Origin of the sequence: Corallococcus interemptor (assembly GCF_003668875.1) — a bacterium.
Lineage (GTDB): Bacteria > Myxococcota > Myxococcia > Myxococcales > Myxococcaceae > Corallococcus > Corallococcus interemptor.
The window spans coordinates 1-21,851 of record NZ_RAWM01000090.1; the positions used below are offsets into that span (position 1 = coordinate 1).

Consider the following 21,851-nt stretch of genomic DNA (forward strand, 5'->3'; position numbering starts at 1 on the left):
GCCGGACAGCCCCGGCCTTGAACTCGTCCGTGTAGCTGCGCCGCGGGCGGCGTGGCTTCTTCTCTTCCACCATGTCGGACACCGTATCTGCCTCTTCGTTGGTGTCCACTGGAGCGGATCACGCCCAACGAGGACTTCCGGCCGGATCTGGCCCTGATGTACCTGGCGTCGGTGGACCCGGCGGACGGCCGGCTCGACAGCCTGCGCATGCTCCCCATGCAGCTGCGCCAGCTCCGTCCCCAGCGGGCCTCGCTACGGGATGCCGAATGGCTGCGCGGAGTCCTGGACCGCGAGGGACGCCGGCTGGGGACGCACGTGGAGTTGATGGCGGACGGGACGATCGGCCTCGAGTGGCGGTGACTCCTGCACGGGGCACCTCGGCGCACCGTGGAGTGCTGTATTCCCCCCTGAGCTTCGTCCGGGAACGCTCCCGATGTCGGCTGCCCCATCGGCGCTGGCGCCGGAGGGCGGATTGCCGCAATTCCTCTCAAGCTCCAGCCTGGGAGGTCATGCAATCCATCAAGCTGGCGCTGGTCTGTCTGTCGTTGGGGTGGGGCCTGGTGGCCGGGGCGCATCCGTCGCGTCCGGCCATCTGGGGCGAAAGCGCGATGGTGAAGGTGCGTCCGGAGACGCCTCCTCGCAACCAGCGGTCCGTGTCGCTGACCGCCGCGCGCAACGAGTTCGTGTCCTTCCAGGTCGTGCTTCACGGAGGACGGTCCGGCCTGAAGGGGGTGAGCGCAGTCCTGCCGGAGCTGCGCGCGGGCCGGGCTCGTATCTCTGGTGGGGACCTGCTGCTCTACCGGGAAGCGCTCCTGGACATCACGACGCCCACGCCGCCGGGAACGACTCCCGGGCGGTGGCCGGATGGCCTGGTGCCGGACGTGGACGAGGTCGTGGGAGAGAAGCGTCTGGCTTTTCCCTTCGACGTGCCCGCGGGAGAAGCCCGCGCCATCTGGGTGGACGTGCACGTGCCGCCGAACGCGCGCCCGGCCAACTACCGTGGCACCGTGACGGTGAAGGGCGACGGCTTCACGTCGCGGGTGGAGGTGAACCTCCAGGTGGTGGATGCCCGCCTGCCGAGCACCTCCTCGCTGCGCAGCGCCTTTTTGCTCTGGCCGCCCCACGTGTGCCGCGCCTTCACCGGGGACCCGGTGTGCCCCGTGGACACCCAGGTGCGCCTGTTGAAGCTCTTCCACCGGATGGCGCTGGAGCACCGCCTCACCCTGGCGAGCGCCTTTCCGCGAGAGGTGAACCTGCCCACGTGGGACCTGCCGGACTACGACACGTTCGCGGAGCGCTGGGGGCCGTTCCTCGACGGCACCGCACCCAACCGCCTGCCTGGGGCCCGAATGACGGCCCTGCAGTACCTGGGGCCGGCCAACGGCGCGGCGCTGACCGAATTCCAGACGGAAGCGGAGGAGCGCGGCTGGCTGTCGCGCTCGTTCGACTACGTCGGGGATGAGCCGCCCTACGGCACTACCTGGGAGGCGGTGGCGGCCCGGGCGGAGCTCACCCGCACGGCGGCCCCGAAACTTCGCACGCTGTTGACCAGCACCGTCACGGAGCTGGAGGCCCACGGGCTGCTGGAGGAGATCGACATCATCACCGTGCTGGTGAACTTCATCGACGGGACCCAGCCGCCCTACGAAGGGAACCAGCGCCCGAAGTACGACGACTTCCTCAAGCTGCCCAACCGCCAGCTGTGGCTGTACCAGAGCTGCGCGAGCCACGGCTGCTCTCCCAGCGAACCGCCCCCGCCGGAGAACATCCCGGGCCAGGGCTGGCCCTCGTACATGGTGGACCGCTCGGCGGCCAAGGCGCGCGGCATGCAATGGCTGGACTTCATCAACGGCGCGAGCGGCGAGCTGTATTATCAGACGGTAGGCCTGCTCTACACCGCATGGACGACGCAGTTCCGCTTCAACGGCAATGGTGACGGCACGCTCTTCTATCCGGGGCTGCCGTCCATCATCGGCGGCACCACGGAGATCCCCCTGCCCTCGATCCGCATGAAGCTCATCCGGCAGGGCATGCAGGACTACGAATGGCTGAAGCTGGTGAGTGACGCGGGCGACCCTGCGTACGCGCGCACCGTGGCCCGGAAGCTCATCCCGCACGCCTGGGCGGTGCCCGAGGACGGGGAGGCGTTCGACAAGGCAAGGCTCCAGCTCATCCGGCGCTACCTGCAACTGTGCCGAAACCGCGCTGCGGCGCAGTAGGCGCCTACTTGGAGGAGGCCTCGGGCTTGACGAGCGTCTTCTCGGAGGACTTGAAGAGGTTCGCCATCACCTTGTCCATGGTCGCACCGAGGAGCCGTTCGCCTGAGAAACCCGCGGCCACTGCAGGCGCCCAGCACGCCCACGGTGCTCAACAACGTCGCTCTGGGCAACACGGGCTACGGCCTCTTCGCGCCGGCCGCGTTCGACGGGGGAGGCAACGTCGCGCGAGACAACGGCGCGGGCAACTGCGTGGGCCTGACCTGCGCACCCTACTGACGCCGCCCTGAGCCCCCTCGCACACGAAGGCGCCACCGCCGTCCGGCAAAGGACGGTGCGCGAGATGTCCGGGTCATAGGCCACAATCCCTCCCATCCTGGATAGTCAATGCCAGCCGCGATCCTCACGCTCGCGACGAGGGGGAACGTTCATGAAAAGAGCAGGCCTTCACCTGATGCTGGTGCTCGCGGCGGCATTGTTCGCGGGCTGTGGGGACACCTCCGGGGACACAGGCACGGCGCGCTTCGCCGTGTCGGTGCCCCAATCCCTCTCCTCCACCATCGCCCGCGTCGCGGTCGCCTCGGGCGGTCCGGACATCCGCACCGTCTGGGTGGACCTGGCGCCCACGAACGGCGTCTGGGGCGGCACCATCGGCAACATCCCCGCGGGCACCGGCCGCGCCTTCGCCGCGCGCGCCTACGACGCCTCCGGCACCCTGCTCTTCTCCGGCTCCGCCGACAACGTCACCATCCTCTCCAACCAGACGACCCTCGTCGCCATCACCCTCCAGCAGATCAACCCGCCGCCACCCTTCGACAACGCGGCCCCCATCATCGACTACGTCTCGGTCTCCCCGAGCACCGTGGCGCCCGGAGGCACCGTCACCCTCCATGCCGTCGCGCATGACCCGACCCCGGAGGACACGGTCCACTTCGCATGGAGCGCCACCGCAGGCTCCATCTCCTCGCCCTCCGAGAGCTTCACCTCCTGGACGCTGCCCACCTCCACCGGGCTCCAGACCGTCAGGCTGACCGTGACGGACTCGCGCGGCCTGGCCTCCAGCGCGCTCCTGGTCGTCAACGTCGTCCCCGAGGGCGAGGGCGAGGCCGAGCTGTCCATCTTCTTCAACAGTGCACCGGAAGTGGCTGCGATCGACGCCACGCCCACGCAACTCGTCGTGGGACAGCCGACGACGGTGTTGGTCACTGCATCGGACCCGGACGGGGACCCTCTCTCCTACTCGTGGAGCGCGTCGTGCGCGGGCACCTGGACCAACGCGTCCTCCGGCATCGCCACGTTCACGCCCTCGCTCCTGCCCACGGAGTCCTGCAACAACTGCCGCCTGAGCGTGTCCGTGACCGACGGGCGCGGAGGACACAACACGGGCACCGTCGCCCTGTGCGTCGCCAGCACGGCTCCCGTGAACCACCTCGCGCCCGTCATCCTCCGCTCCTACCGCTCCTCGGACACCGCGAGCCCGGGCCAAACACTGACCTATGAAGTCGTGGCCAGCGACCCGCAGGGCTCCGCCCTCACCTTCTCCTGGGACTCGAGCGTCGGCACGACAGGCGCTCCGGTGCGGGTGGGCAATCACAGTCGCATCACCTGGACGGCGCCCGCGTGCATCCGCCCGGGCACGACTCCGTCCGTCACCGTCACGGTGGCGAACGCCTTCGACCTCACGGCCACCCGGACCTTCACGGTGGCGGGGCTGCCGGATTGTGTCCTCGTGGGAGATTGGGACCCGACGGGCCACATGGGGGGCGGGCCTCGCTGGGGTCACACCGCGACGCTGCTGCCGGATGGCAGGGTGCTCATCGCCGGAGGTAGCGCCCAGAAATGGAGCTTCTTCCTCGACTCGACGGAGCTCTATGACCCGGCCACGAACACCTGGACCTATGGCCCCCGCATGAACGTGAGCCGCCTCTACCACTCGGCGACCTTGCTGCTCGATGGCAGGGTGCTCGTCGCGGGAGGAGAAGGCTTCGAGTTCTATTCCGCCCGGGCGGAGTTGTACGACCCGGCCACGAACACCTGGACCCCGACGGGCTCCATGGCGCAGGGCCGCTCCAGGCACCTGGCGGCGCGGCTGCCGGACGGCAAGGTGCTCGTCGCTGGGGGCGAGGACATGAGCGGCGACCTCACGTCCGCGGAGGTGTACGACCCGGCCACGGGCACCTGGAGCCCGGCGGGCGCCATGGCCGAACCTCGCTACCGCACGTCGGCGTTGCTGCCCACGGGCAAGGTGCTCGCCACGGGATTGAACTCGGCGGAGCTCTATGACCCGGCCACGAGGACCTGGAGCCCGACCCGTCCTCCGGTTGTATCTCCCGGGGGGCCGCCGGTGGTGCTGCCCGATGGCAATGTGCTCGTGGCCGGGGGCAGGACGGCGCAGCTGTATGACCCCTTCCTGGACACGTGGAGCCTGACGGGCGCCCCACGAGAACCCATCAACGGTCCGGCGGTGCTGCTGACCGACGGCAGGGCGCTCGTCGTGGGTTGGGAGGTGGCGGAGCTGTACGACCCGGCCACGGGCACGTGGACCATGGCCAATACCCCGGCCATCGATCGGAGTGGATTCACCTTGACGGCGTTGTCCGACGGCAGGGCGCTCATCGCCGGAACACCTCCCAACACCGAGTCGGATGTGGAGTCGGCGGAGGTCTACACCCCATGAGACGCGCATCCCTTCACCTGATGCTGGCGCTCGCGGCGGCGGTGTTCGCGGGCTGCGGAGACACTTCCGGGGACACAGGCACGGCGCGCTTCGCCGTGTCGGTGCCCCAATCCCTCTCCTCCACCATCGCTCGCGTCGCGGTCGCCTCGGGCGGTCCGGACATCCGCACCGTCTGGGTGGACCTGGCGCCCACGAACGGTGTCTGGGGCGGCACCATTGGAAACATCCCCGCGGGCACCGGCCGTGCCTTCGCCGCGCGCGCCTACGACGCCTCCGGCACCCTGCTCTTCTCCGGCTCCGCCGACGGCGTCACCATCCTCTCCAACCAGACGACCCTCGTCGCCATCACCCTCCAGCAGGTCAACCCGCCGCCGCCCTTCGACAACGAAGCGCCCCTCATCGACTTCGTGGCGGTGAACCCGAGCACCGTGGCGGCCGGGGGCACCGTCTCCCTCTACGCCTCCGCGCATGACCCGAACCCGGAGGACATGATCAGCTACGCGTGGAGCGCCACCGCGGGCACCATCTCCGCGCCCACCGAGCGCTTCACGTCCTGGACGGCCCCCACTTCCGCCGGGCTCCAGACCGTCACGTTGACGGTGACGGACTCGCGCGGCCTGGCCTCCAGCGCGCTCCTGATCGTCAACGTCGTCCCCGAAGGCGAAGGTGAAGCCGAGCTGTCCATCTCCTTCAACAGCGCGCCCCAGGTGTCCTCCATCACCGCGACGGCGACGCAGTTGTCCGTGGGACAGCCGACGACTGTCTTCGCGCTGGCCATGGATCCGGATGGAGACAGTCTCTCCTACGCTTGGAGCGCGTCCTGCGCGGGCACCTGGACCGACGCGACCTCCGCCCTCGGTCAATTCACGCCCTCAATCGCGCCAGCCGAGGCGTGCAACAACTGCCGCCTGAGCGTGTCCGTGTCCGACGGGCGTGGAGGGCACAACACGGGCACCGTCGCCCTGTGCGTCAGCAATACGCCCCCCAGCAACCAGCTCGCGCCCGTCATCCTCCGCTCGTACCGCTCCTCGGACACGGCCAACCCGGGCGACGTGATCACCTACGAGGTGGCGGCCAGCGACCCGCAGGGTTCCACGCTCGGCTTCTCCTGGCAGGCCACCACCGGCACACTGGCCACGCCGACCGGCGACTCCACGCACAGCCGCGTCACCTGGACGGCGCCGCCTTGCGCCAGTGTTGGCACGCCGCCCTCCATCACCGTCACCGTGACGAATGCCTTTGGCCTCACGGCCACCCGGAGCTTCACGGTGACGGGCTTGCCGGGCTGCTCCGTCCCGGGGACATGGGCCCTGACGGGACCGAGGGTCAACTTCCTGCTGCGCCTGTACACCACGGCGACGCTGCTCCCCAACGGCAAGGTGCTCGTCGCGGGCGGCAGTGAGGCGCAACGAGGCCAATGCACCAGCTCGACGGAGTTGTACGACCCGGCCTCGAATACCTGGAGCGCGACCGGCTTCATGCTCGAATGCCGCTATGGGCACACAGCCACGCTGCTCCCCAGCGGCAAGGTGCTCGTCGCAGGAGGCCTGGACCGGTTCTTCGTCCTGCGGACGGCGGAGCTCTATGACCCGGCCACGGGCACCTGGAGTCCCACGGGCTCCATGGTGGAAGCTCGCGCGGGCCACACGGCGACGCTGCTGCCCAACGGTCAGGTGCTCGTCCAGAGCGAAACGACGGCGGAGCTCTATGACCCCGCGTCGGGGACCTGGAGCATGACCGGCTCACTGGCCGTGGTGCGTTATGAGAACCCGGCGACACTGCTGCAGGACGGCAGGGTGCTCGTCGCGGGAGGGCGCAACCTGGACGGCGACGTCACCACCGCCGAACTCTATGACCCGGGCACGGGCACCTGGAGCTCCACGGGCTCTCCGGTCGCACCGGTCAACGGCTCTCTGGCGCTGCTGCCGGATGGGAAGGTGTTCGCCGTGTCAGGCACCGCGGCGCAGTTGTACGACCCGGCCACGGGCACCTGGACCCTCACGGGTTCACCGCCCGCACCGCTCGGCGGCCCGGAGACGGTGCTGCGAAATGGGAAGGTGCTCGTCGCGTATGTGGACGCCGCGGCGCTCTACGACCCGGCCACGGGCACCTGGACTCCGACCGCTCCCACGATTGTCCCGCGCTATGGGCTCAATACGGCGACGCTCTTGCCCGATGGCCGGGTGCTCGTCACGTCGGGAAGCTACGAATCCGAAGCGGCCGAGCTCTACACCCCGCTGTGAGCTTGAGGGCCATCCTCGGACGCCATCGCCATGCGACGAACGGCCGGTTGCGCTCACCCGTGAGCAGCCGCGCCATGCCTCCGGGCCGCTGGGCAGCGGGAGAAACGCACGCACCTTGGCGGGCACCATGCCCCCATTGTTCTTCCGGTTTGCCCACGCGTTCGGCTTGTCATTGCTCTGGATGGCCCTGGCGTGCCAGGGCTCCGGGTCCGAAGAAGCGCTGGAGCAGCAGTCGCCGAGCCTCGTCCTGGAGCCCGGGCAGCTCGTCGTCTCGATCACCTTCGATGACGCGAGGGCCAGCCAGGTCACCGCGGCCTCCCTGTTGGAGGCGCGCGGAATGCGCGGGACCTTCTTCGTCAGCAGCGGGAGGCTCGGCATGACGGGCTATCTGACGCGCGATCAGCTCCGGCGCTTCCAGACCGCTGGCCACGAGGTGGGCGGCCACACGGTGTCCCACGTCCAGCTCCCCACGCTGGACGTGGACTCGCAGCGCCGCCAGGTGTGCGACGACCGGGTGGCCCTGATGAACGCGGGGCTGAGGGTGACGTCCTTCGCCTATCCCTCCGGAGCGAGGGATGCGACCACGGAACAGGTCGTCATCGATTGCAACTACAACTCCGCGCGAGAATCCGGCGGCCTGCGGACGCCGGACAGCTGCACGGGCTGCCCCTACGCGGAGACCGTGCCGCCGCAGGACGCCTTCGCCATCCGCAACCACGGCTCCGTCCAGAGAACCCAGACGCTGGCGGACCTGCAGGGGCTGGTGCTCCGAGCCGAGTCCGCCGGCGGAGGCTGGGTGCCCATCGCCTTCCACGAGATCTGCCCGGGGCCCTGCCCGACGTCGGAGACCTACGGCATCAACGTGTCCACCTTCACGGCCTTCCTGGACTGGCTCGCGGCGCGCGCCTCGCGAGGCACCTTCGTGCGCACGGAGGATCAGGTCATCGGAGGCGCGGTGAAGCCGCCGGTCAACGGGCCGCCGCTGCCCGACGCTGGCACTCCACCTCCCACGCAACTGCTGGCGAATCCATCCCTGGAGACCGACAGCAACGGAGACGGAGCCCCGGACTGCTGGCAGCGCGGCGGCTATGGCGCCAACGCCTACAGCTGGTCGCGGACCACGGATGCCCATTCGGGGACCTGGGCCCAGCGCTTGAGCGTCACCAGCTACTCCAGCGGAGACCGCAAGCTCATCTCCCTGGAGGATCTCGGAGCGTGCGCGCCGCCGCTCACCCCTGGCCACCGCTACCGGGTGTCCGCCTGGTACAAGGCCACCGCCGCGCCCCTCTTCAAGGCGTACTACCGCAACGCTTCAGGAGGCTGGGCATGGTGGGCCCAGAGCGCCCTGCTGCCCACGCGAGGCACCTACGGCTACGCCGAGTGGACGACGCCCGCGGCGCCCTCCGCGGGCCGGGGCTTGAGCGTGGGGCTGGCCCTGGAGCGCGTGGGCACGCTGACGATGGATGACTTCAGGCTCGAGGACCTCGGCCCGGGCCCGTTCGCGCCGCTCGAGCCCGAACCGCCGGTCCCCTGAGCGCATCGTCCTTCAAGCGGGTCGGTTGCTGCCGGACGGCGTGGGCGCCTGGTAGGCGGCGAGCGTGAACGTCTCCATCAGCGGGTTCGCATGGCCCGTGAAGAAGAGCCGCATGCGGATGAAGGAGCCCGGCGCGGGCGGTGACGGACACGCCACCGCCCGCTTCGGTCCTTCAGGGACTACTGGACGGTGTACGCCACCGTGCCGCTGCAGCTCCCGCTGGAGTAGCAGCCCGCGCGGATCTGGTAGGTGCCCGCCGTCGTGGCCTTGAAGCTCGCGAAGGACAGCGTGCCGCAGGCATCGTCGTTCGAGGCCACCTGGGTGGTTCCGTTGTACAGGCGCAGGTACGTGTCACCCGTGCCGGAGGCGCCCGCCACCGAGCAGGTGCCGAACTTGAGGGTCTGCCCGGCGGCCAGGGTGACGTTGCGGTTGACGGTGTTCTGGTTGGCGCTGTTGGTGTTGGTGGCGGTGAAGGTGAACGTCACCGGCGTCACGGGCGGCGGGTAGCCCGCGCACAGGCGCGTGCTGGTCGCCACGCCGCAGTACTCGTCGATGGCCGGCCGGACGTAGGTGATGTCCTCGCCGCGGCAGCCCGTCTCCGTGCAGGTGTTGACGACGTTGCAGCTGCCGTTGGCTTTGTAGTCGGTCTCGCCGCGCACCAGGATGCCGGCCACCGTGTAGCCGCTGTTCTCATACACGCCCGAGCCCGAGTTGCCGCCGAACGTGTCCGTGGTGCCCACGAAGTAGTCCAGCGTGCCCGCGCGCGCGTCACGCACCGAGCCGCCCGAGTCGATCTTGAAGGGAATGCCGCTGCCCGAGCCGATGACCGTCACGTTGGTGCCCACGGGCAGCGCGGCGTTGCCCGCGCGAATGGGCGCGGGCGTGAAGCGCGGGGTGGCCGGCCGGTCCAGCCGGACGACAGCGAAGTCCAGGTTGCGGCCGCCCACCGTGCCCTGCTGGCGCGCGACGATCTCCTTGCAGGAGAAGATGTCCGCGGTCGTCACCGTCTGCATGGCGCCGGCGGCGGTGCGGTAGAAGTTGAAGACGAAGCGCGTGCTGGTGCAGGCCGAAGCGCTGGTGATGCAGTGGCCCGCGGTGAGCACCAGGTCATCGTCGATGAGCGTGCCGGAGCAGAACGCCGGGGTCAGGTCGTCCAGGAAGCGCTCGGAGGTGCAGAGGTTGAACGCGGAGCGCAGCGTGGATGCGTTGAAGGTGACCTTGTCGGGGTTGGTCGCGTTGAAGTCCGAAGGGTTCATCAGCGCGACGGTGGACTGCTGAGCACGGGCGCGCAGCGTGGCGTCCGAGTGCGCGTACACGTCCGTGCGGTTGTCCGTCCCATAGACGACGGGCTGCTTCTCCGTGCCCAGGGGAGCGTTGTCGGAGGACTCGCCCTCGGGGGCCGGACCGCAGGCCACCAGGGAGAGGGTACACAGCAGCGTTCCGAGCAGCGTCCTGCGGCCAGAAGTCCGGGGGATTCGCATGTGCTGAACACTCCTTGAGGGTGAGGGCCGCATGCTGGCGCCAAACACGCACTCACTGCAACACATGCCTAACGAGTATTATCTCCAGCCCCGGAACTCCGCTCACTTCCCGGCGGGCGCGCCAAGCTTCTCGAGGACCTTCACCGCATTGGCATTCCCCGCGTCCAGCGCGAGTGACTTCCTGTAGCTCGCGATGGCCGCTTCCTTCTGTCCCAGTTGGAGCTGTGCCTCGCCCAGGCTGTCGTAGGTATTCGCATCCGTGGGGAAGAGCTTCACGTTCGCTTCGAGCACCCGCACCGCTTCGGCGCCCTTGCCGTCTGACAGCAACCGGTAGCCGAGCTGGTTCAGGTCCCCCGACTCCAGGCCCTTCATGCCCTCGCGATGCTTCGCGGCGTACCACGCGAGCGCGGTGTCGACGCCCTTGAGCCGCATGAGCACGTCCACCTGGGCGGACGGCGACACGGGCTCGGGCTTGAACGCGGGCCAGCCATACTCGGCCGCCACGCTGGCGATGAGCCGGTCGAAGAGCAGGAAGCCGTTGTCGGAGTTGGCCATGGCGACCACGCCGCTGCCCGTGTCACTGAAGGCCATGAACACGGCCTGGAAACCTTCGTCCGAGCCTCCGTGCCAGAAGCGGTCGCTGCCGGGCTCCACCTGGAAGCCCAGCCCGAACCGCTCCGACTGCCGCGTCAGCATCTGCTGCGTCATCGCTTGCGACAGCACGCGCTTGGACTTCCCCGCCTTCGCGCTGGACACCTCGAGGGCGACCCGAGCGAGGTCGGATGGCGTGGTCCACAGTCCGGCCGCGGCCATCTCCGGGTACACGTGCCAGCGGCCCGCGACGCTCTTCCCGCTGGAGGACGTCCCGGTCGCCGTCCTGGCTGCGAGGGCCGGAGGCAGGGGCTGCTCGTAGGAGCTGCTGCTCATGCCGAGCGGCTTCAGCACCGTTTCCCGCATGACCTGGGGGAACGGCTTCTGGAGCTGATCCACCATCATCAGCTGGACGATGGACGTGCCACCGCCGCTGTAGCGCGTCTTCGTCCCGGGGACGAGGTCGACGCGAACCGGGGAGGTGTTCGCGGGCGCCACGCCCTCCAGCACCTGCACCAGCGTGGGCATGGGCGCGTCGACGGCGTAACCGGGGAAGCCATGCACGGTCGTCCCCGCGCTGTGGCTGAGCAGCCGGCGCAGGGTGACCTTCTGCTCCTTCGTGAAGTCGTTCTCGGGGACCTTCCACGAGCGCAGCCTGTCGTTGATGTTCTCGTCGAGCGACCACTTGTCGGCCTCGACGAAGTGCAGCGCCGCCAGGGCCGTCACCGGCTTGCTGATGGAGCCCGCCTGGAAAAGCGTCTCCAGGGTGACGGGCTCCGAGCCACCCGCCGTCTTCACGCCATAGGCCCTGGCCCAGACGATGGCATGCTTGTCGAAGACGGCGATGCTCAGCCCGGGGATCCGGTACAGCGCCATCCACTGCGTGAGCGTGAGGCTCTGGGGTTTCTCACCCTCGATGACGACCGGGGCCAGGCCCGCCTCCACTCGCGCCGCGCGGGCCGCCTGAGCAGGGCTGGCCAACCATTGCGTGGCGGGCTTCTTCGCTCCCTCCGCCGCGAGGGCCGCGCCTCCCGGGCTGAACAGGAGGGCCGCGAGCACGAGGCCGGACAGGGAACGACGCATGGGTTCACCGGAGGGAAGGGGTGGGACGCGCGGTGTACGTCCGCCCCTCCGTTCGATTTCAAGCGCGGTGAGTGCGTCGCCGCCTGAGCACGCGCCAAAAACAAAGGCCCTGGAGTCACCGGCTTGCACCGGAAACTCCAGGGCCTCTATTTGGTCGGGGCGACAGGATTTGAACCTGCGACCACTTGCACCCCAAGCAAGTGCGCTACCAGGCTGCGCTACGCCCCGTGAACCGCCGTCGTGAAACGGTGCTGCCTTATGCCCTCGCCGCTCTCTTGGGTCAAGCGCGAGGTGACGGGCGCTGGTGAAAAAAACCTACTCGTCGCCCTCTTCCATTCCCTCGTCGAAGTCCTCGCCCCGGGCTTCCGCCGCGTCCGCCGCCGCCTCCTCCTGCGCGTCGATCTCCGCGTGGTTCTCCGGCGGTGCCTCGCCGTTCAGGGCACTCTTCAACACCTGGCTCGGCCGGAAGGTCAGGACCCGGCGGGCGCTGATCTCGATCTCCTTGCCCGTCTGCGGGTTACGGCCCACGCGCGCCTTCTTCTGGCGCACCTGGAAGTTTCCGAACCCGGAGATCTTGATCTTGTCCCCGCGCTCCAACGTCTCCTTCACGGTGTCGAAGACGAGCTCGACGATCTCCGCCGACTCCTTCTTGGAGAAGCCGACCTTCTCGTAGACCCCCTCGATGATGTCCGCTTTCGTCATGCGAGTCCTCTGGCACCCGTGAATGGCCGGTGAACGCGGGGCATGGTGTCAGCCTTCCCCGAACCGTGTCAACGTCCTGACTTCATTCAGGAATTCAGGCGCGCAGCGCCGCTCCCAGCCGCTGGTTCACCTCCGTGATGATGCGCTGGTGGGCCGCCGTGACCTCCGCGTCGGTCAGCGTCCGCTCTGGCGAGCGGTACCTCAAGGCGTACGCCAGGTTCTTCTTCCCCTCGGGGATGGGCTTGCCCGTGTAGACGTCGAACACCAGCGCGTCCTCCACCAGCGGCGCCCCCACCTCCAGAATCACCCGGCGCACCTCCTCGTTGCGCAGCTCCAGCGGCACCACCACCGCCAGGTCCCGCAGCACCGCCGGATACTTCGGCAGCGCCGCCGCCTGCGGCACCAGCCGCGCCGCCGCGTACAGCGGATCCGTGTCCAGTTCGAACACGAACACGCCCTCGGGCAGGCTCAGCGCCTTCGCCACGCGGGGGTGCACCTCGCCCACCAGGCCCAGCACCGTCCCGTCCTTCAGCGCCACCTGGGCGCAGCTGCGCGGGTGGTACGCGGGGGCCTCCGCCGGAGTGAACGTCGCGCCCTCCACGTGCAGTGCGTGCAGCAGCGCCTCCACCGCGCCCTTCGCGTCGTAGAAGTCCACGCGCGAGTCCTTCTGCGTCCAGGTCCGGCCACCGCCGCGCAGGCCCCACACCAGGCCCGCCACCCGAGGCACCTCGCGCGCCGCGGGGCGCATCCCCTGCCCGCCTTCCGCATCCCGGAAGTACGCCCGGCCCGTCTCGTACAGGCCCACCGACTCCACCTGATGGCGCACGCTGCGCGACAGGTTCTCCAGGAGGCCCGGCAGCAGGCTCGTGCGCATCACCGACTGCTCGACGCTCAGCGGGTTCAAGAGCGCGATGGGCGCTTCCTTCCCGCCCAGCACCTCCAGCGACTTCGGCGCCACGAACGAGTAGTTCACCACCTCGGACAGGCCCGCCCCGCCCAGTGCGTGGCGCAGCCGGCGCTCGGCCTCCATGGTCGGCGGCTCCAGCGCCAGCGTCTCCAGCCCTCGCGGCAGCTTCGCCGGGATGTTGTCGTAGCCGTACACGCGGGCGACCTCCTCCATCAGGTCCTCCTCCCGCTCCACGTCCACGCGCGCCCGCGGCACCTCGTACGTCGTCTGGCCCGCGGACTCGTCCACGGACTTGAAGCCCAGCGCCGTCAGGATGCGCCGGACCTCCGCCTCCGGCACCGCCACGCCCAGCACCTTCTCCACCCGCGCGTAGCGCAGCGTCGCCCGGCGCGGCGCCAGCGGCTCCGGCTGCACGTCCACGCGGCCCGGCACCACCGTGCCGCCCGACAGCTCCGCGATGAGCTGCGCGGCCCGATCCAACGCCGGCAGCACCGCGTCCAGGTCCGCCCCGCGCTCGAAGCGGTGCGACGCCTCCGTGTGCAGCGCGTAGCGCTTCGCGGACCGGCGCACGCCGGAGCCGTGGAAGTGCGCGGACTCGATGACGATGCGCTTCGTGCCCTGCGTGACTTCGCTGTCGCCGCCGCCCATCACGCCCGCCAGCGCCTGCGCCCGGTCGCGGTCCGCGATGACCAGGTCGTCCGCGTCCAGCGTGCGCTCCTTGTCATCCAGCGTGCGCAGCTTCTCGCCCTGCTTCGCGGTGCGGACGACGATCTCCTGGCCCGCCACCTTGTCCAGGTCGAACGCGTGCAGCGGCTGGCCGTACTCCAGGAGCACGTAGTTGGTGACGTCCACCACGTTGTTGATGGCGCGCACGCCGCACGCCTTCAGCCGGTCCTGCATCCACTGCGGCGACGGCTGGATGGTGACGCCCTCCACCACCCGCGCCGCGTAGCGCGAGCAGCGCTCCTTCGCGTCGATGCGCACCTTCACCAGCTCCGCCACCGCCTTGCCGGACTCCACCGGCTTGGGCTGCGGCACCTTCAGCTGCGCGCCCGTCACCACGCCCACCTCGCGCGCGATGCCCAGGTGGCTCAATGCGTCCGGCCGGTTCGGGGTGACGTTCACCTCCAGCACGGAGTCATCCAGCCCCAGCGCCTCCGCGATGGGGAGGCCCAGCTTCGTGTCCGCCGGGAGGATGAGCAGGCCGGACGAGTCCTCCGTGATGCCCAGCTCCTTCGCGGAGCAGAGCATGCCGAAGCTGTCCACGCCCCGGAGCGCGGCCTGCTTGATCTCCATGCCGTTGGGCAGCTTCGCGCCCACCGTGGCCAGCGGCACCTTGTCGCCGACCTTGAAGTTCTTCGCGCCGCACACCACCTGGAACAGCGCCGAGCCGCCGATGTCCACCTGCGTGACGGACAGCTTGTCCGCGTTCGGGTGCTGCACCGACTCGCGGATCTGCGCCACCACCACGCCGCGCAGGCCCTCGCCGGGGCGCTCCACGCCTTCAATCTCAAGGCCCGCCGCGGTCAGCTTGCGCGCCAGCTCGTCCACGGACGGCGGCAGCGCGACGTAATCACCCAGCCACTTCACTGAAATCTTCACAGGGTTTGTCCTCTTGCCTGGGGGGCCGGAATCAGAACTGCGCGAGGAAGCGGGCGTCGTTCTCGAACATCATCCGCAGGTCGTCGATGCCGTAGCGCAGCATGGCCAGGCGCTCCACGCCCATGCCGAACGCGTAGCCCGTGACCTCCTTCGGGTCGTAGCCCGCGGCGGTGAAGACGTTGGGGTGCACCATGCCGCTGCCCAGCACCTCCAGCCAGCCGGTCTGCTTGCACACGCGGCAGCCCTTGCCACCGCACGACGCACAGGTGACGTCCACCTCCGCGGAGGGCTCCGTGAAGGGGAAGAACGACGGGCGGAAGCGCGTGCGCGTCTCCGAGCCGAAGAACGCCTTCACGAACGCGTCCAGCGTCCCCTTCAGCTCCGCGAAGCTCACGTCCTTGTCCACGAGCAGGCCTTCCACCTGGTGGAACATGGGCGTGTGCGTGATGTCCGAATCCCGCCGGTACACCCGGCCCGGCATCACCGCGCGGATGGGCGGCTTGCGCGACAGCATGTGCCGCACCTGCACCGGCGACGTGTGCGTGCGCAGCAGCGACGGGCTGTCCGCCTTCTTCGCGTGGCCCAGGGTGGGCTCGTCCACGTAGAACGTGTCCTGCATGTCCCGCGCGGGGTGGTCCTTGGGCAGGTTCAGCGCCTCGAAGTTGAAGTAGTCGAGCTCGATCTCCGGGCCGACCGCCACCTCGAACCCGAGCCGCGCGAACGTCCGGACGATGTCCTCCAGCGTGCGCGACACCGGGTGCCGTCCGCCCGGCGGCACCGCGCGCCCGGGCAGCGTCACGTCCAGCCTGGGGCCCTTCAGCTGGGCCTCCAGCGCCGCGTCCTCCGCCCGCTTCGTGGCGTCCGCCAGCAGCTGCTCCAGCTCCGCCTTGACGGTGTTGGCAATCTCGCCCAGGGCCCGGCGCTCGTCCGGGGGCAGCTTGCCCATGCCGCCCAGCACCGCGGACAGCTCACCCTTCTTGCCCAGGTAGCGGATGCGCAGGGCCTCCACCTGCGAGGGCTCCGACACGCCGGAGATCTCCTGGCGCGCCGCGTCCGCCAACGCCTGCAACCGGTCTCGCATGGTCCTCTTCCCGCCTTCCATTCACGCCCCGGAACGCCTCTGGCGCCGGGCAAAAAAAAGGGCCGCCCCCTGGTGGAGGCAGCCCGTTTCAGCTTCGGGAGCCGGCGTCACCGCCGGCCGTGTCTCAGGCTGCCTTCGCGATGTTGGCGATGGCGGCAAAGCCCGCGGGGTCCGCGATGGCCAGATCCGACAGGACCTTGCGGTCCAGGGAGATCTTCGCCTTCGCCAGGCCGGCGATCAGCTTCGAGTAGGACAGACCCACCGTGCGAGCGGCCGCGTTGATGCGGACGATCCACAGGGAGCGGAAGTTGCGCTTGCGCACCGCGCGGTCGCGGGTGGCGTAGTCCAGGGCGCGCTCGACGGCCTGGTTCGCACGGCGGTAGCAGTTCTTGCGACGGCCGCGGAAGCCCTTCGCAAGCTTCAGAATGCGATTACGACGACGACGAGCCTTGAATCCCTTTTTGACGCGCATGACACACTCCTGACTTCTGGAAGGGAGCCCCGGGGCGCTGGCCTCACGCCGCTCCGCCAGGACTCACGATTGGTTCAAACCCGAGGACGACTCAGGCGCCGTAGGGGAACAGCTCCTTGATGACCTTCTTCGCGTCCATGTCGCGCAGGTGGCCCGTGCCACGGTTGCCGCGCTTCTGCTTGGGCGTCTTGGAGAAGGTGAACAGGTGCTTGCTGAACGCCTTGCCGAACTTCACCTGGCCGCTCTTCTTCACGTGGAAGCGCTTCTTCGCGGCGCTGCGGGTCTTCAACTTGGGCATGATCCCAAACCTTCCTTCTGCCTGTCGGCCGGCAGTCTTCGTGACTGACGGCGGACCGGGACACACGGTTCCCGGACGCTTTGGGCGGAAGCCTCTATCACTCTTTTGCCGCGACAGGGGCAGGATTTCCTACCGCTGTCGCGGAAACGACCGCCGCGGGGACCGCCGGCCTGCCTTCCTGCTTCTTCCCGGCCGCCTCCACCTGCTGGCGGGCCAGCTCGCGGGCACGCTGCGCCACCTTCGGGTTGGGGGCCAGGATCATGAACATCTGGCGCCCTTCCATCCGGGGGTGCTGCTCCACCACCGCGATTTCCTTCAGGTCCTTCACCACGTCGTCCAGGATGGCGCTCCCCAGCTCCTTGTGGGTGATTTCACGACCCCGGAACTGGATGGTGATTTTGGCCTTGTTCCCCTCTTCCAGGAACCGGCGGGTGTTGCGGACCTTGAACTCGTAGTCGTGCTCCTCCGTCTTGGGGCGGAGCTTCACCTCTTTCAGGTGGACCACGACCTGCTTCTTCTTGGCGTCCGAGGCCTTCTTCTTCTCCTCGTACTTGAACTTGCCGTAGTCCATGATCTTGCAGACCGGCGGCTTGGCCATGGGGGAGATCTCGACGAGGTCGAGTCCGTCCGCCTGGGCGCGCGCCAGGGCTGCTTCCAGGGACATCACTCCGAGCTGCTCGGCGTTGGGCCCGACGACGCGGACCTCCCGGGCTCGGATACGGCGATTGGTTCTCTGATCGCGAACGATGGGAGGACCCTCCGACGGTCGGGGATGGAGGATGTCCTCCAATCCCCGGAAAGCCCGGCACGTAGTTCAGCCCGGACTGGGAGTCAAGTCCCCCACCCGCCTCAGGGCAGCGTGGCTTCCTTGGCCAGCAGGGCCTCGAAGTCCGCGTACTTCATCGTCTTCAGGTCCTCGCCGCCGTACCGGCGGGGGGCCACGGCGCCGGCCTCCACCTCGTTGTCACCCACCACCAGGGTGAAGGGGACCTTCTGCATCTGGGCTTCGCGGATCTTCGCGTTGAGCGTCATGCCGCGCTCGTCCAGCTCCACGCGGAAGCCCTTGGCGCGCAGGTCGTCACGCACCTTGCGGGCGTAGTCCAGCTGACGGTCCGCCACGGTGACGATGGTGGCCTGCACCGGGGCCAGCCAGGCGGGGAACGCGCCGGCGAAGTGCTCGATGAGGATGGCGGTGAAGCGCTCGAAGGAGCCGAAGATGGCGCGGTGCAGGACGACCGGGCGGTGCTCGGCGTTGTCCTCGCCCACGTAGGTGAGGTCGAAGCGCTCCGGGGCCAGGTAGTCCAGCTGCATGGTGCCCAGCTGCCACTTGCGGCCGATGCTGTCGGACACCGCGAAGTCGATCTTCGGGCCGTAGAAGGCGCCGTCGCCAGGGGCCAGCTCGTACTGGAGGTTCAGCGACTCCAGCGCCGCCTTGAGGCCGCCTTCCGCGCGGTCCCAGAGGGAGTCGTCGCCCAGGCGCTGCTCGGGGCGCGTGGACAGCTTCACCGCGTAGGTGAGGCCCACCGCCTTGTAGACGCGGTCCAGCAGCTGCACGAAGCGCCGCACCTCGTCGGTGATCTGGCTCTCCATGCAGTAGATGTGCGCGTCGTCCTGCGCGAACTGGCGCACGCGGGTGAGGCCGCCCAGGGAGCCCGCGGCCTCGTTGCGGTGGAGCACGTCCTGGGTGTGCAGGCGCAGGGGCAGGTCGCGGTAGCTGTGCTTCTTGAAGCCGAAGTACAGGTGGTGCGACGGGCAGTTCATCGGCTTGAGGGAGAAGTCGTGCTCGCCGGACTCGCTGTCGAGCACCAGGAACATGTTCTCCTTGTACTTGCCCCAGTGGCCGCTCGTCTCCCAGAGGCCCTTGTTGAACATCAGGGGCGTCTTGATCTCCACGTAGCCGTCACCGGCCGTGAGGCTGCGCATCCAGTTGGACAGCGTCTGGTAGAGCGCGGTGCCCTTGGGCGTCCAGAAGGCCGCGCCCGGCGAGTACGGGTGGAAGTGGAAGAGGTCCAGCTCCTTGCCCAGCTTGCGGTGGTCGCGCTTGCGGGCCTCTTCGATGCGCGTGAGGTACGCGTCCAGCGCCTTCTTGTCGAAGAAGGCCGTGCCGTAGACACGCTGGAGCATGGGGTTGCGGTGGTCGCCGCGCCAGTACGCGCCGCTGGAGGAGAGGATCTTGATGACGCCGATCTTCCCCGTGCTGGGCGCGTGGGGCCCCAGGCAGAAGTCCACCCAGTCGCCGTGGGTGTAGAGCGTGAGCGTCTTGGCGCCCTTGGCGGCGATGTCCTTGACGATCTCCACCTTGAACTTCTCGCCCTTCTCCTCGAAGAGCTTGATGGCGTCCTCCATGGAGATCTCGGTGCGGACGAACGGCATGTCCTGCTTGAGCTCCGCGTTGGCGGCCGCTTCGATCTTCTCCAGCTCCTCCGGCGTGAAGGGCTTCTCGCGGAAGAAGTCGTAGTAGAAGCCCTCCTCCGTCGCGGGACCGATGGTCACCTGCGTGCCGGGGAACAGCTTCTGCACGGCGCTGGCCACCACGTGCGCGGCGTCGTGACGGATGAGGTCCAGGCCTTCCGGGCTCTTGGACGTGAAGATCTGCAGCTTCGCGTCCTCGTCGAGCGTCCGGGCCAGGTCCATGTCCTGGCCGTTGACCCGGGCGAACAGGGCCGCCTTCGCGAGCCCCACGCCGATGCTGCCCTTCACGAAGTCCGCGATGGTCGTGCCCCGGGCGGTCTGCTTCTGGCTGCCGTCGGGGAGCGTCACCGTGATGGATTCGGACATGGCGGATAAACCCCTGAGCTGAAAAAACCGCGGGCGGCAGGCTTTTGAGAAAGCCGGCCGCCCGCGAGATGGATCACTTACTGATGATGGGTCGTAGTGGGATCGAACCACTGACCCCTACCGTGTCAAGGTAGTGCTCTACCGCTGAGCTAACGACCCGTCGTGCGGATGGGCGCGGGGAATAACAGCGGGCTCCCGCACCTGTCAAGGAACATGAGCACGGGGTGCTGATCTTCCCGCGTTCACGTCTCCAACAACGCGCGGACGCGTTTCATCACCGCGTCGAACATGGCGGGGGTGAGCCTCCCCGTCTGGGTGTTCTGCTGGCTGACGTGGTAGCTGCCCACGAGCCACCGGCCGTCCGGCAGCCGGTACTCGGCCCCATGGCCGAAGGCGGGCCGGGGCGTGGGAATCCGGTTGCCCGTGCGGGCGGCGGACGCCAGCGCGGCGTTCCACCCGATAGCCCCCAGGGCGAGCAGCACCCGTCCGGGCAGCAGCGCCATCTCCCGGTCCAGGAAGGGCGCGCAGCGGGCCAGCTCCTCCGGCAGCGGCTTGTTGTCCGGCGGGGCGCACCGGCCAGCGGCGACGATGAAGGCGTCCGTCAGCTTCAGCCCGTCGTCCCGGCGCTCGCTGTGGGCCTGGTTCGCGAAGCCCGCCCTCTGGAGGCCCGCGTAGAGGAAGTCCCCGGAGCGGTCCCCGGTGAACATCCGCCCCGTCCGGTTGGCCCCGTGCGCGGCGGGCGCCAGCCCCACGATGATCAACCGGGCCCTGGGGTCGCCGAACCCGGGGACGGGTTTGCCCCAGTAGTCCCAGTCGCGGTAGGCGCGCCGCTTCACGCGGGCCACCTCTTCACGCCAGGCCACCAGCCGGGGACAGGCCCGGCAGGCGATGATCTCCTGATGCAGCTTCTCCAGCTTCGTCACGGCGCGCGTGCGCTCCCCTTGTAGAGCTCCGTGCGGCGGTAGCGCTGGAGGACGACGCTCAGGACGACCTTGAGGATGGCGCTGGCCGGGACCGCGAGGAGGATGCCCACGAACCCGAACAGCTCGCCGAAGGCCAGCACCGCGATGATGACCGCCACGGGGGCCAGGCCCACTTTCTCCCCCACGACGCGCGGGGTGATGACGAAGCCCTCGGCCAGCTGCCCGATGATGAAGGTGGCCGCCACCACCGCCAGCTGCCACGGCCCCTGCCAGGACAGCAGGACGCCCAGGAGGGCCAGCACCACGCCGATGCCCGTGCCCAGGTAGGGCACCATGTTGCCGAAGCCGGCGATGAGGCCAATGGCGATGGCCAGGTCGATGCGCGCCACGGACAGGCCCACCGCGTAGAGCACCGACAGGATGGCGCCCACGGTGAGCTGGCCCTGGACGAAGGCGGACAGCACCTCGTCCACCTCACGGAAGCGCTGACTCACCAGCGCCACCGAGCGGCGCGGCAGCAGGTCCTGGATGCGCCCCATGAGGCGCGGGTAGTCCTGGAGGAAGAAGAACGCCAGCACCGGCACCACGGACAGGCCCAGGAGCGTGGCCGCGAAGCGCGCGGTGTTGCCGGCGAAGCTCGCCACCAGCCGCGCGGCCGTGGGGCCCGCGCTCTGGAGCAGCTCGGAGGCCTTCTCTCCCAGCTCCGCGGTGCGCTGGCTCACCAGGTCCGGCAGCGACACGCCCAAAAGCGACTCCACCTGCGGCACCACCTGCGTGCTGGCGCGCTGGAAGAAGCCGGGCAGCTTCGCGGCCTCGTCGCGGAACACCGGCACCAGGTACAGGCCCGCGCCCACCATCAGGAGCGTGCCCGCGAAGAAGAGGATGGACGTGCCCCAGGTGCGGTCCACGCCGCGCTTCTCCAGCAGCGTGACGAGCGGGTTGAACGCGTACGCGCCCGTCAGCGCCAGCAGCACCGGCACCGCCACCCCGCCGAACACGGACAGCAGCGCGAACACCAGCGCCAGCGAGCCCACCATCACCGCGGACCAGACGAAGTCGACCCGGCGGGCATCCGCCTCATCCAGGGCCGAAGGGTCGCCGGCCGGGGGGACGGGCTCCGGTTGCACGACGTGCAGCACCGGGGACACCTCCGGGGGCGCGCCAGGCTGGGGAACCCTCACCGCGCGCTCACTGCCTCTCTTGCGACGTCCGATGGCTGCCTCCTGTCCCCGCCCATCCTACGGCGTCTTCGACCCTTGATTG

18 protein-coding genes and 2 tRNA genes are annotated in these 21,851 nt (G+C 69.1%); 6 read left to right on the plus strand and 14 right to left on the minus strand.

What is annotated here, in order from left to right:
• Nucleotides 1–156 precede the first annotated feature (156 nt).
• The 6 genes from D7X96_RS26630 to D7X96_RS26655 all read left to right on the plus strand — a co-directional run bounded on the left by D7X96_RS26630 (nucleotide 157) and on the right by D7X96_RS26655 (nucleotide 8,670).
• Complete coding sequence (locus D7X96_RS26630) at nucleotides 157–360, plus strand: hypothetical protein (RefSeq protein ID WP_208647380.1); 204 nt, start codon at nucleotides 157–159, stop codon at nucleotides 358–360.
• A 149-nt stretch (nucleotides 361–509) separates the two neighbouring features.
• Entirely contained in the window at nucleotides 510–2,219 is a 1,710-nt protein-coding gene (locus tag D7X96_RS26635; RefSeq protein WP_244219737.1) for a DUF4091 domain-containing protein, read from the plus strand.
• A gap of 144 nt (nucleotides 2,220–2,363) precedes the next feature.
• Entirely contained in the window at nucleotides 2,364–2,495 is a 132-nt protein-coding gene (locus D7X96_RS41585; protein ID WP_255424941.1) for a hypothetical protein, read from the plus strand.
• A gap of 151 nt (nucleotides 2,496–2,646) precedes the next feature.
• Nucleotides 2,647–4,893 carry a Kelch repeat-containing protein gene (locus tag D7X96_RS26645; protein ID WP_121771041.1) on the plus strand — a complete coding sequence of 749 codons (2,247 nt, stop codon included), beginning with the start codon at nucleotides 2,647–2,649 and terminating at the stop codon, nucleotides 4,891–4,893.
• Complete coding sequence (locus D7X96_RS26650; RefSeq protein WP_121771042.1) at nucleotides 4,890–7,136, plus strand: Kelch repeat-containing protein; 2,247 nt, start codon at nucleotides 4,890–4,892, stop codon at nucleotides 7,134–7,136. The genes D7X96_RS26645 and D7X96_RS26650 overlap by 4 nt, the downstream gene beginning before the upstream one ends.
• A gap of 127 nt (nucleotides 7,137–7,263) precedes the next feature.
• On the plus strand, nucleotides 7,264–8,670 hold the full coding sequence (locus tag D7X96_RS26655; protein WP_158626638.1) for a polysaccharide deacetylase family protein: 1,407 nt from the start codon (nucleotides 7,264–7,266) through the stop codon (nucleotides 8,668–8,670).
• 12 nt (nucleotides 8,671–8,682) lie between these two features.
• Here D7X96_RS26655 and D7X96_RS40065 read toward each other — a convergent pair whose 3' ends face one another.
• From D7X96_RS40065 to D7X96_RS26720, 14 genes are all read right to left on the minus strand, one after another.
• A complete protein-coding gene (locus tag D7X96_RS40065) occupies nucleotides 8,683–8,826 on the minus strand; it encodes a hypothetical protein (protein ID WP_158616156.1) in 144 nt (47 codons plus the stop codon).
• 23 nt (nucleotides 8,827–8,849) lie between these two features.
• A complete protein-coding gene (locus D7X96_RS26660; RefSeq protein ID WP_121771044.1) occupies nucleotides 8,850–10,151 on the minus strand; it encodes a trypsin-like serine peptidase in 1,302 nt (433 codons plus the stop codon).
• A gap of 102 nt (nucleotides 10,152–10,253) precedes the next feature.
• Nucleotides 10,254–11,825 (minus strand): serine hydrolase, encoded by a 1,572-nt coding sequence (locus D7X96_RS26665; RefSeq protein ID WP_121771045.1) that lies wholly within the window; start codon nucleotides 11,823–11,825, stop codon nucleotides 10,254–10,256.
• Nucleotides 11,826–11,976: 151 nt separating this feature from the next.
• Nucleotides 11,977–12,053: transfer RNA gene (locus D7X96_RS26670), tRNA-Pro, on the minus strand.
• An 87-nt stretch (nucleotides 12,054–12,140) separates the two neighbouring features.
• Complete coding sequence (locus D7X96_RS26675) at nucleotides 12,141–12,527, minus strand: integration host factor subunit alpha (protein ID WP_014397244.1); 387 nt, start codon at nucleotides 12,525–12,527, stop codon at nucleotides 12,141–12,143.
• A gap of 94 nt (nucleotides 12,528–12,621) precedes the next feature.
• Entirely contained in the window at nucleotides 12,622–15,036 is a 2,415-nt protein-coding gene (pheT, locus tag D7X96_RS26680) for a phenylalanine--tRNA ligase subunit beta (RefSeq protein WP_121771046.1), read from the minus strand.
• 31 nt (nucleotides 15,037–15,067) lie between these two features.
• Nucleotides 15,068–16,117, minus strand: coding sequence for a phenylalanine--tRNA ligase subunit alpha (pheS, locus tag D7X96_RS26685; RefSeq protein ID WP_120547021.1), 1,050 nt, complete (start codon nucleotides 16,115–16,117; stop codon nucleotides 15,068–15,070).
• Between the two features lie 124 nt (nucleotides 16,118–16,241).
• Complete coding sequence (rplT, locus tag D7X96_RS26690; RefSeq protein ID WP_014397247.1) at nucleotides 16,242–16,589, minus strand: 50S ribosomal protein L20; 348 nt, start codon at nucleotides 16,587–16,589, stop codon at nucleotides 16,242–16,244.
• A gap of 91 nt (nucleotides 16,590–16,680) precedes the next feature.
• Nucleotides 16,681–16,887, minus strand: a complete 207-nt coding sequence (gene rpmI, locus D7X96_RS26695) for a 50S ribosomal protein L35 (protein WP_014397248.1) — start codon at nucleotides 16,885–16,887, stop codon at nucleotides 16,681–16,683.
• Between the two features lie 97 nt (nucleotides 16,888–16,984).
• On the minus strand, nucleotides 16,985–17,677 hold the full coding sequence (infC, locus tag D7X96_RS26700) for a translation initiation factor IF-3 (protein WP_244219738.1): 693 nt from the start codon (nucleotides 17,675–17,677) through the stop codon (nucleotides 16,985–16,987).
• 59 nt (nucleotides 17,678–17,736) lie between these two features.
• On the minus strand, nucleotides 17,737–19,665 hold the full coding sequence (gene thrS, locus D7X96_RS26705; RefSeq protein ID WP_120547022.1) for a threonine--tRNA ligase: 1,929 nt from the start codon (nucleotides 19,663–19,665) through the stop codon (nucleotides 17,737–17,739).
• Between the two features lie 87 nt (nucleotides 19,666–19,752).
• A tRNA-Val gene (locus tag D7X96_RS26710) sits at nucleotides 19,753–19,824 on the minus strand.
• A gap of 83 nt (nucleotides 19,825–19,907) precedes the next feature.
• Nucleotides 19,908–20,588 (minus strand): uracil-DNA glycosylase, encoded by a 681-nt coding sequence (locus D7X96_RS26715; RefSeq protein WP_120547023.1) that lies wholly within the window; start codon nucleotides 20,586–20,588, stop codon nucleotides 19,908–19,910.
• Nucleotides 20,585–21,769, minus strand: a complete 1,185-nt coding sequence (locus D7X96_RS26720) for an AI-2E family transporter (RefSeq protein WP_121771047.1) — start codon at nucleotides 21,767–21,769, stop codon at nucleotides 20,585–20,587. The genes D7X96_RS26715 and D7X96_RS26720 overlap by 4 nt, the downstream gene beginning before the upstream one ends.
• Between the last annotated feature and the right edge of the window lie 82 nt (nucleotides 21,770–21,851).

Excerpts from the sequence above, each read along its gene's own strand:
- D7X96_RS26630 (WP_208647380.1), top strand. The coding sequence starts at position 157 with ATGTACCTGGCGTCGGTGGACCCGGCGGACGGCCGGCTCGACAGCCTG.
- D7X96_RS26635 (WP_244219737.1), top strand. The coding sequence starts at position 510 with ATGCAATCCATCAAGCTGGCGCTGGTCTGTCTGTCGTTGGGGTGGGGC.
- D7X96_RS26645 (WP_121771041.1), top strand. The coding sequence starts at position 2,647 with ATGAAAAGAGCAGGCCTTCACCTGATGCTGGTGCTCGCGGCGGCATTG.
- D7X96_RS26650 (WP_121771042.1), top strand. The coding sequence starts at position 4,890 with ATGAGACGCGCATCCCTTCACCTGATGCTGGCGCTCGCGGCGGCGGTG.
- D7X96_RS26655 (WP_158626638.1), top strand. The coding sequence starts at position 7,264 with ATGCCCCCATTGTTCTTCCGGTTTGCCCACGCGTTCGGCTTGTCATTG.
- D7X96_RS26660 (WP_121771044.1), bottom strand. The coding sequence starts at position 10,151 with ATGCGAATCCCCCGGACTTCTGGCCGCAGGACGCTGCTCGGAACGCTG.
- D7X96_RS26665 (WP_121771045.1), bottom strand. The coding sequence starts at position 11,825 with ATGCGTCGTTCCCTGTCCGGCCTCGTGCTCGCGGCCCTCCTGTTCAGC.
- D7X96_RS26675 (WP_014397244.1), bottom strand. The coding sequence starts at position 12,527 with ATGACGAAAGCGGACATCATCGAGGGGGTCTACGAGAAGGTCGGCTTC.
- pheS (WP_120547021.1), bottom strand. The coding sequence starts at position 16,117 with ATGCGAGACCGGTTGCAGGCGTTGGCGGACGCGGCGCGCCAGGAGATC.
- rplT (WP_014397247.1), bottom strand. The coding sequence starts at position 16,589 with ATGCGCGTCAAAAAGGGATTCAAGGCTCGTCGTCGTCGTAATCGCATT.
- rpmI (WP_014397248.1), bottom strand. The coding sequence starts at position 16,887 with ATGCCCAAGTTGAAGACCCGCAGCGCCGCGAAGAAGCGCTTCCACGTG.
- thrS (WP_120547022.1), bottom strand. The coding sequence starts at position 19,665 with ATGTCCGAATCCATCACGGTGACGCTCCCCGACGGCAGCCAGAAGCAG.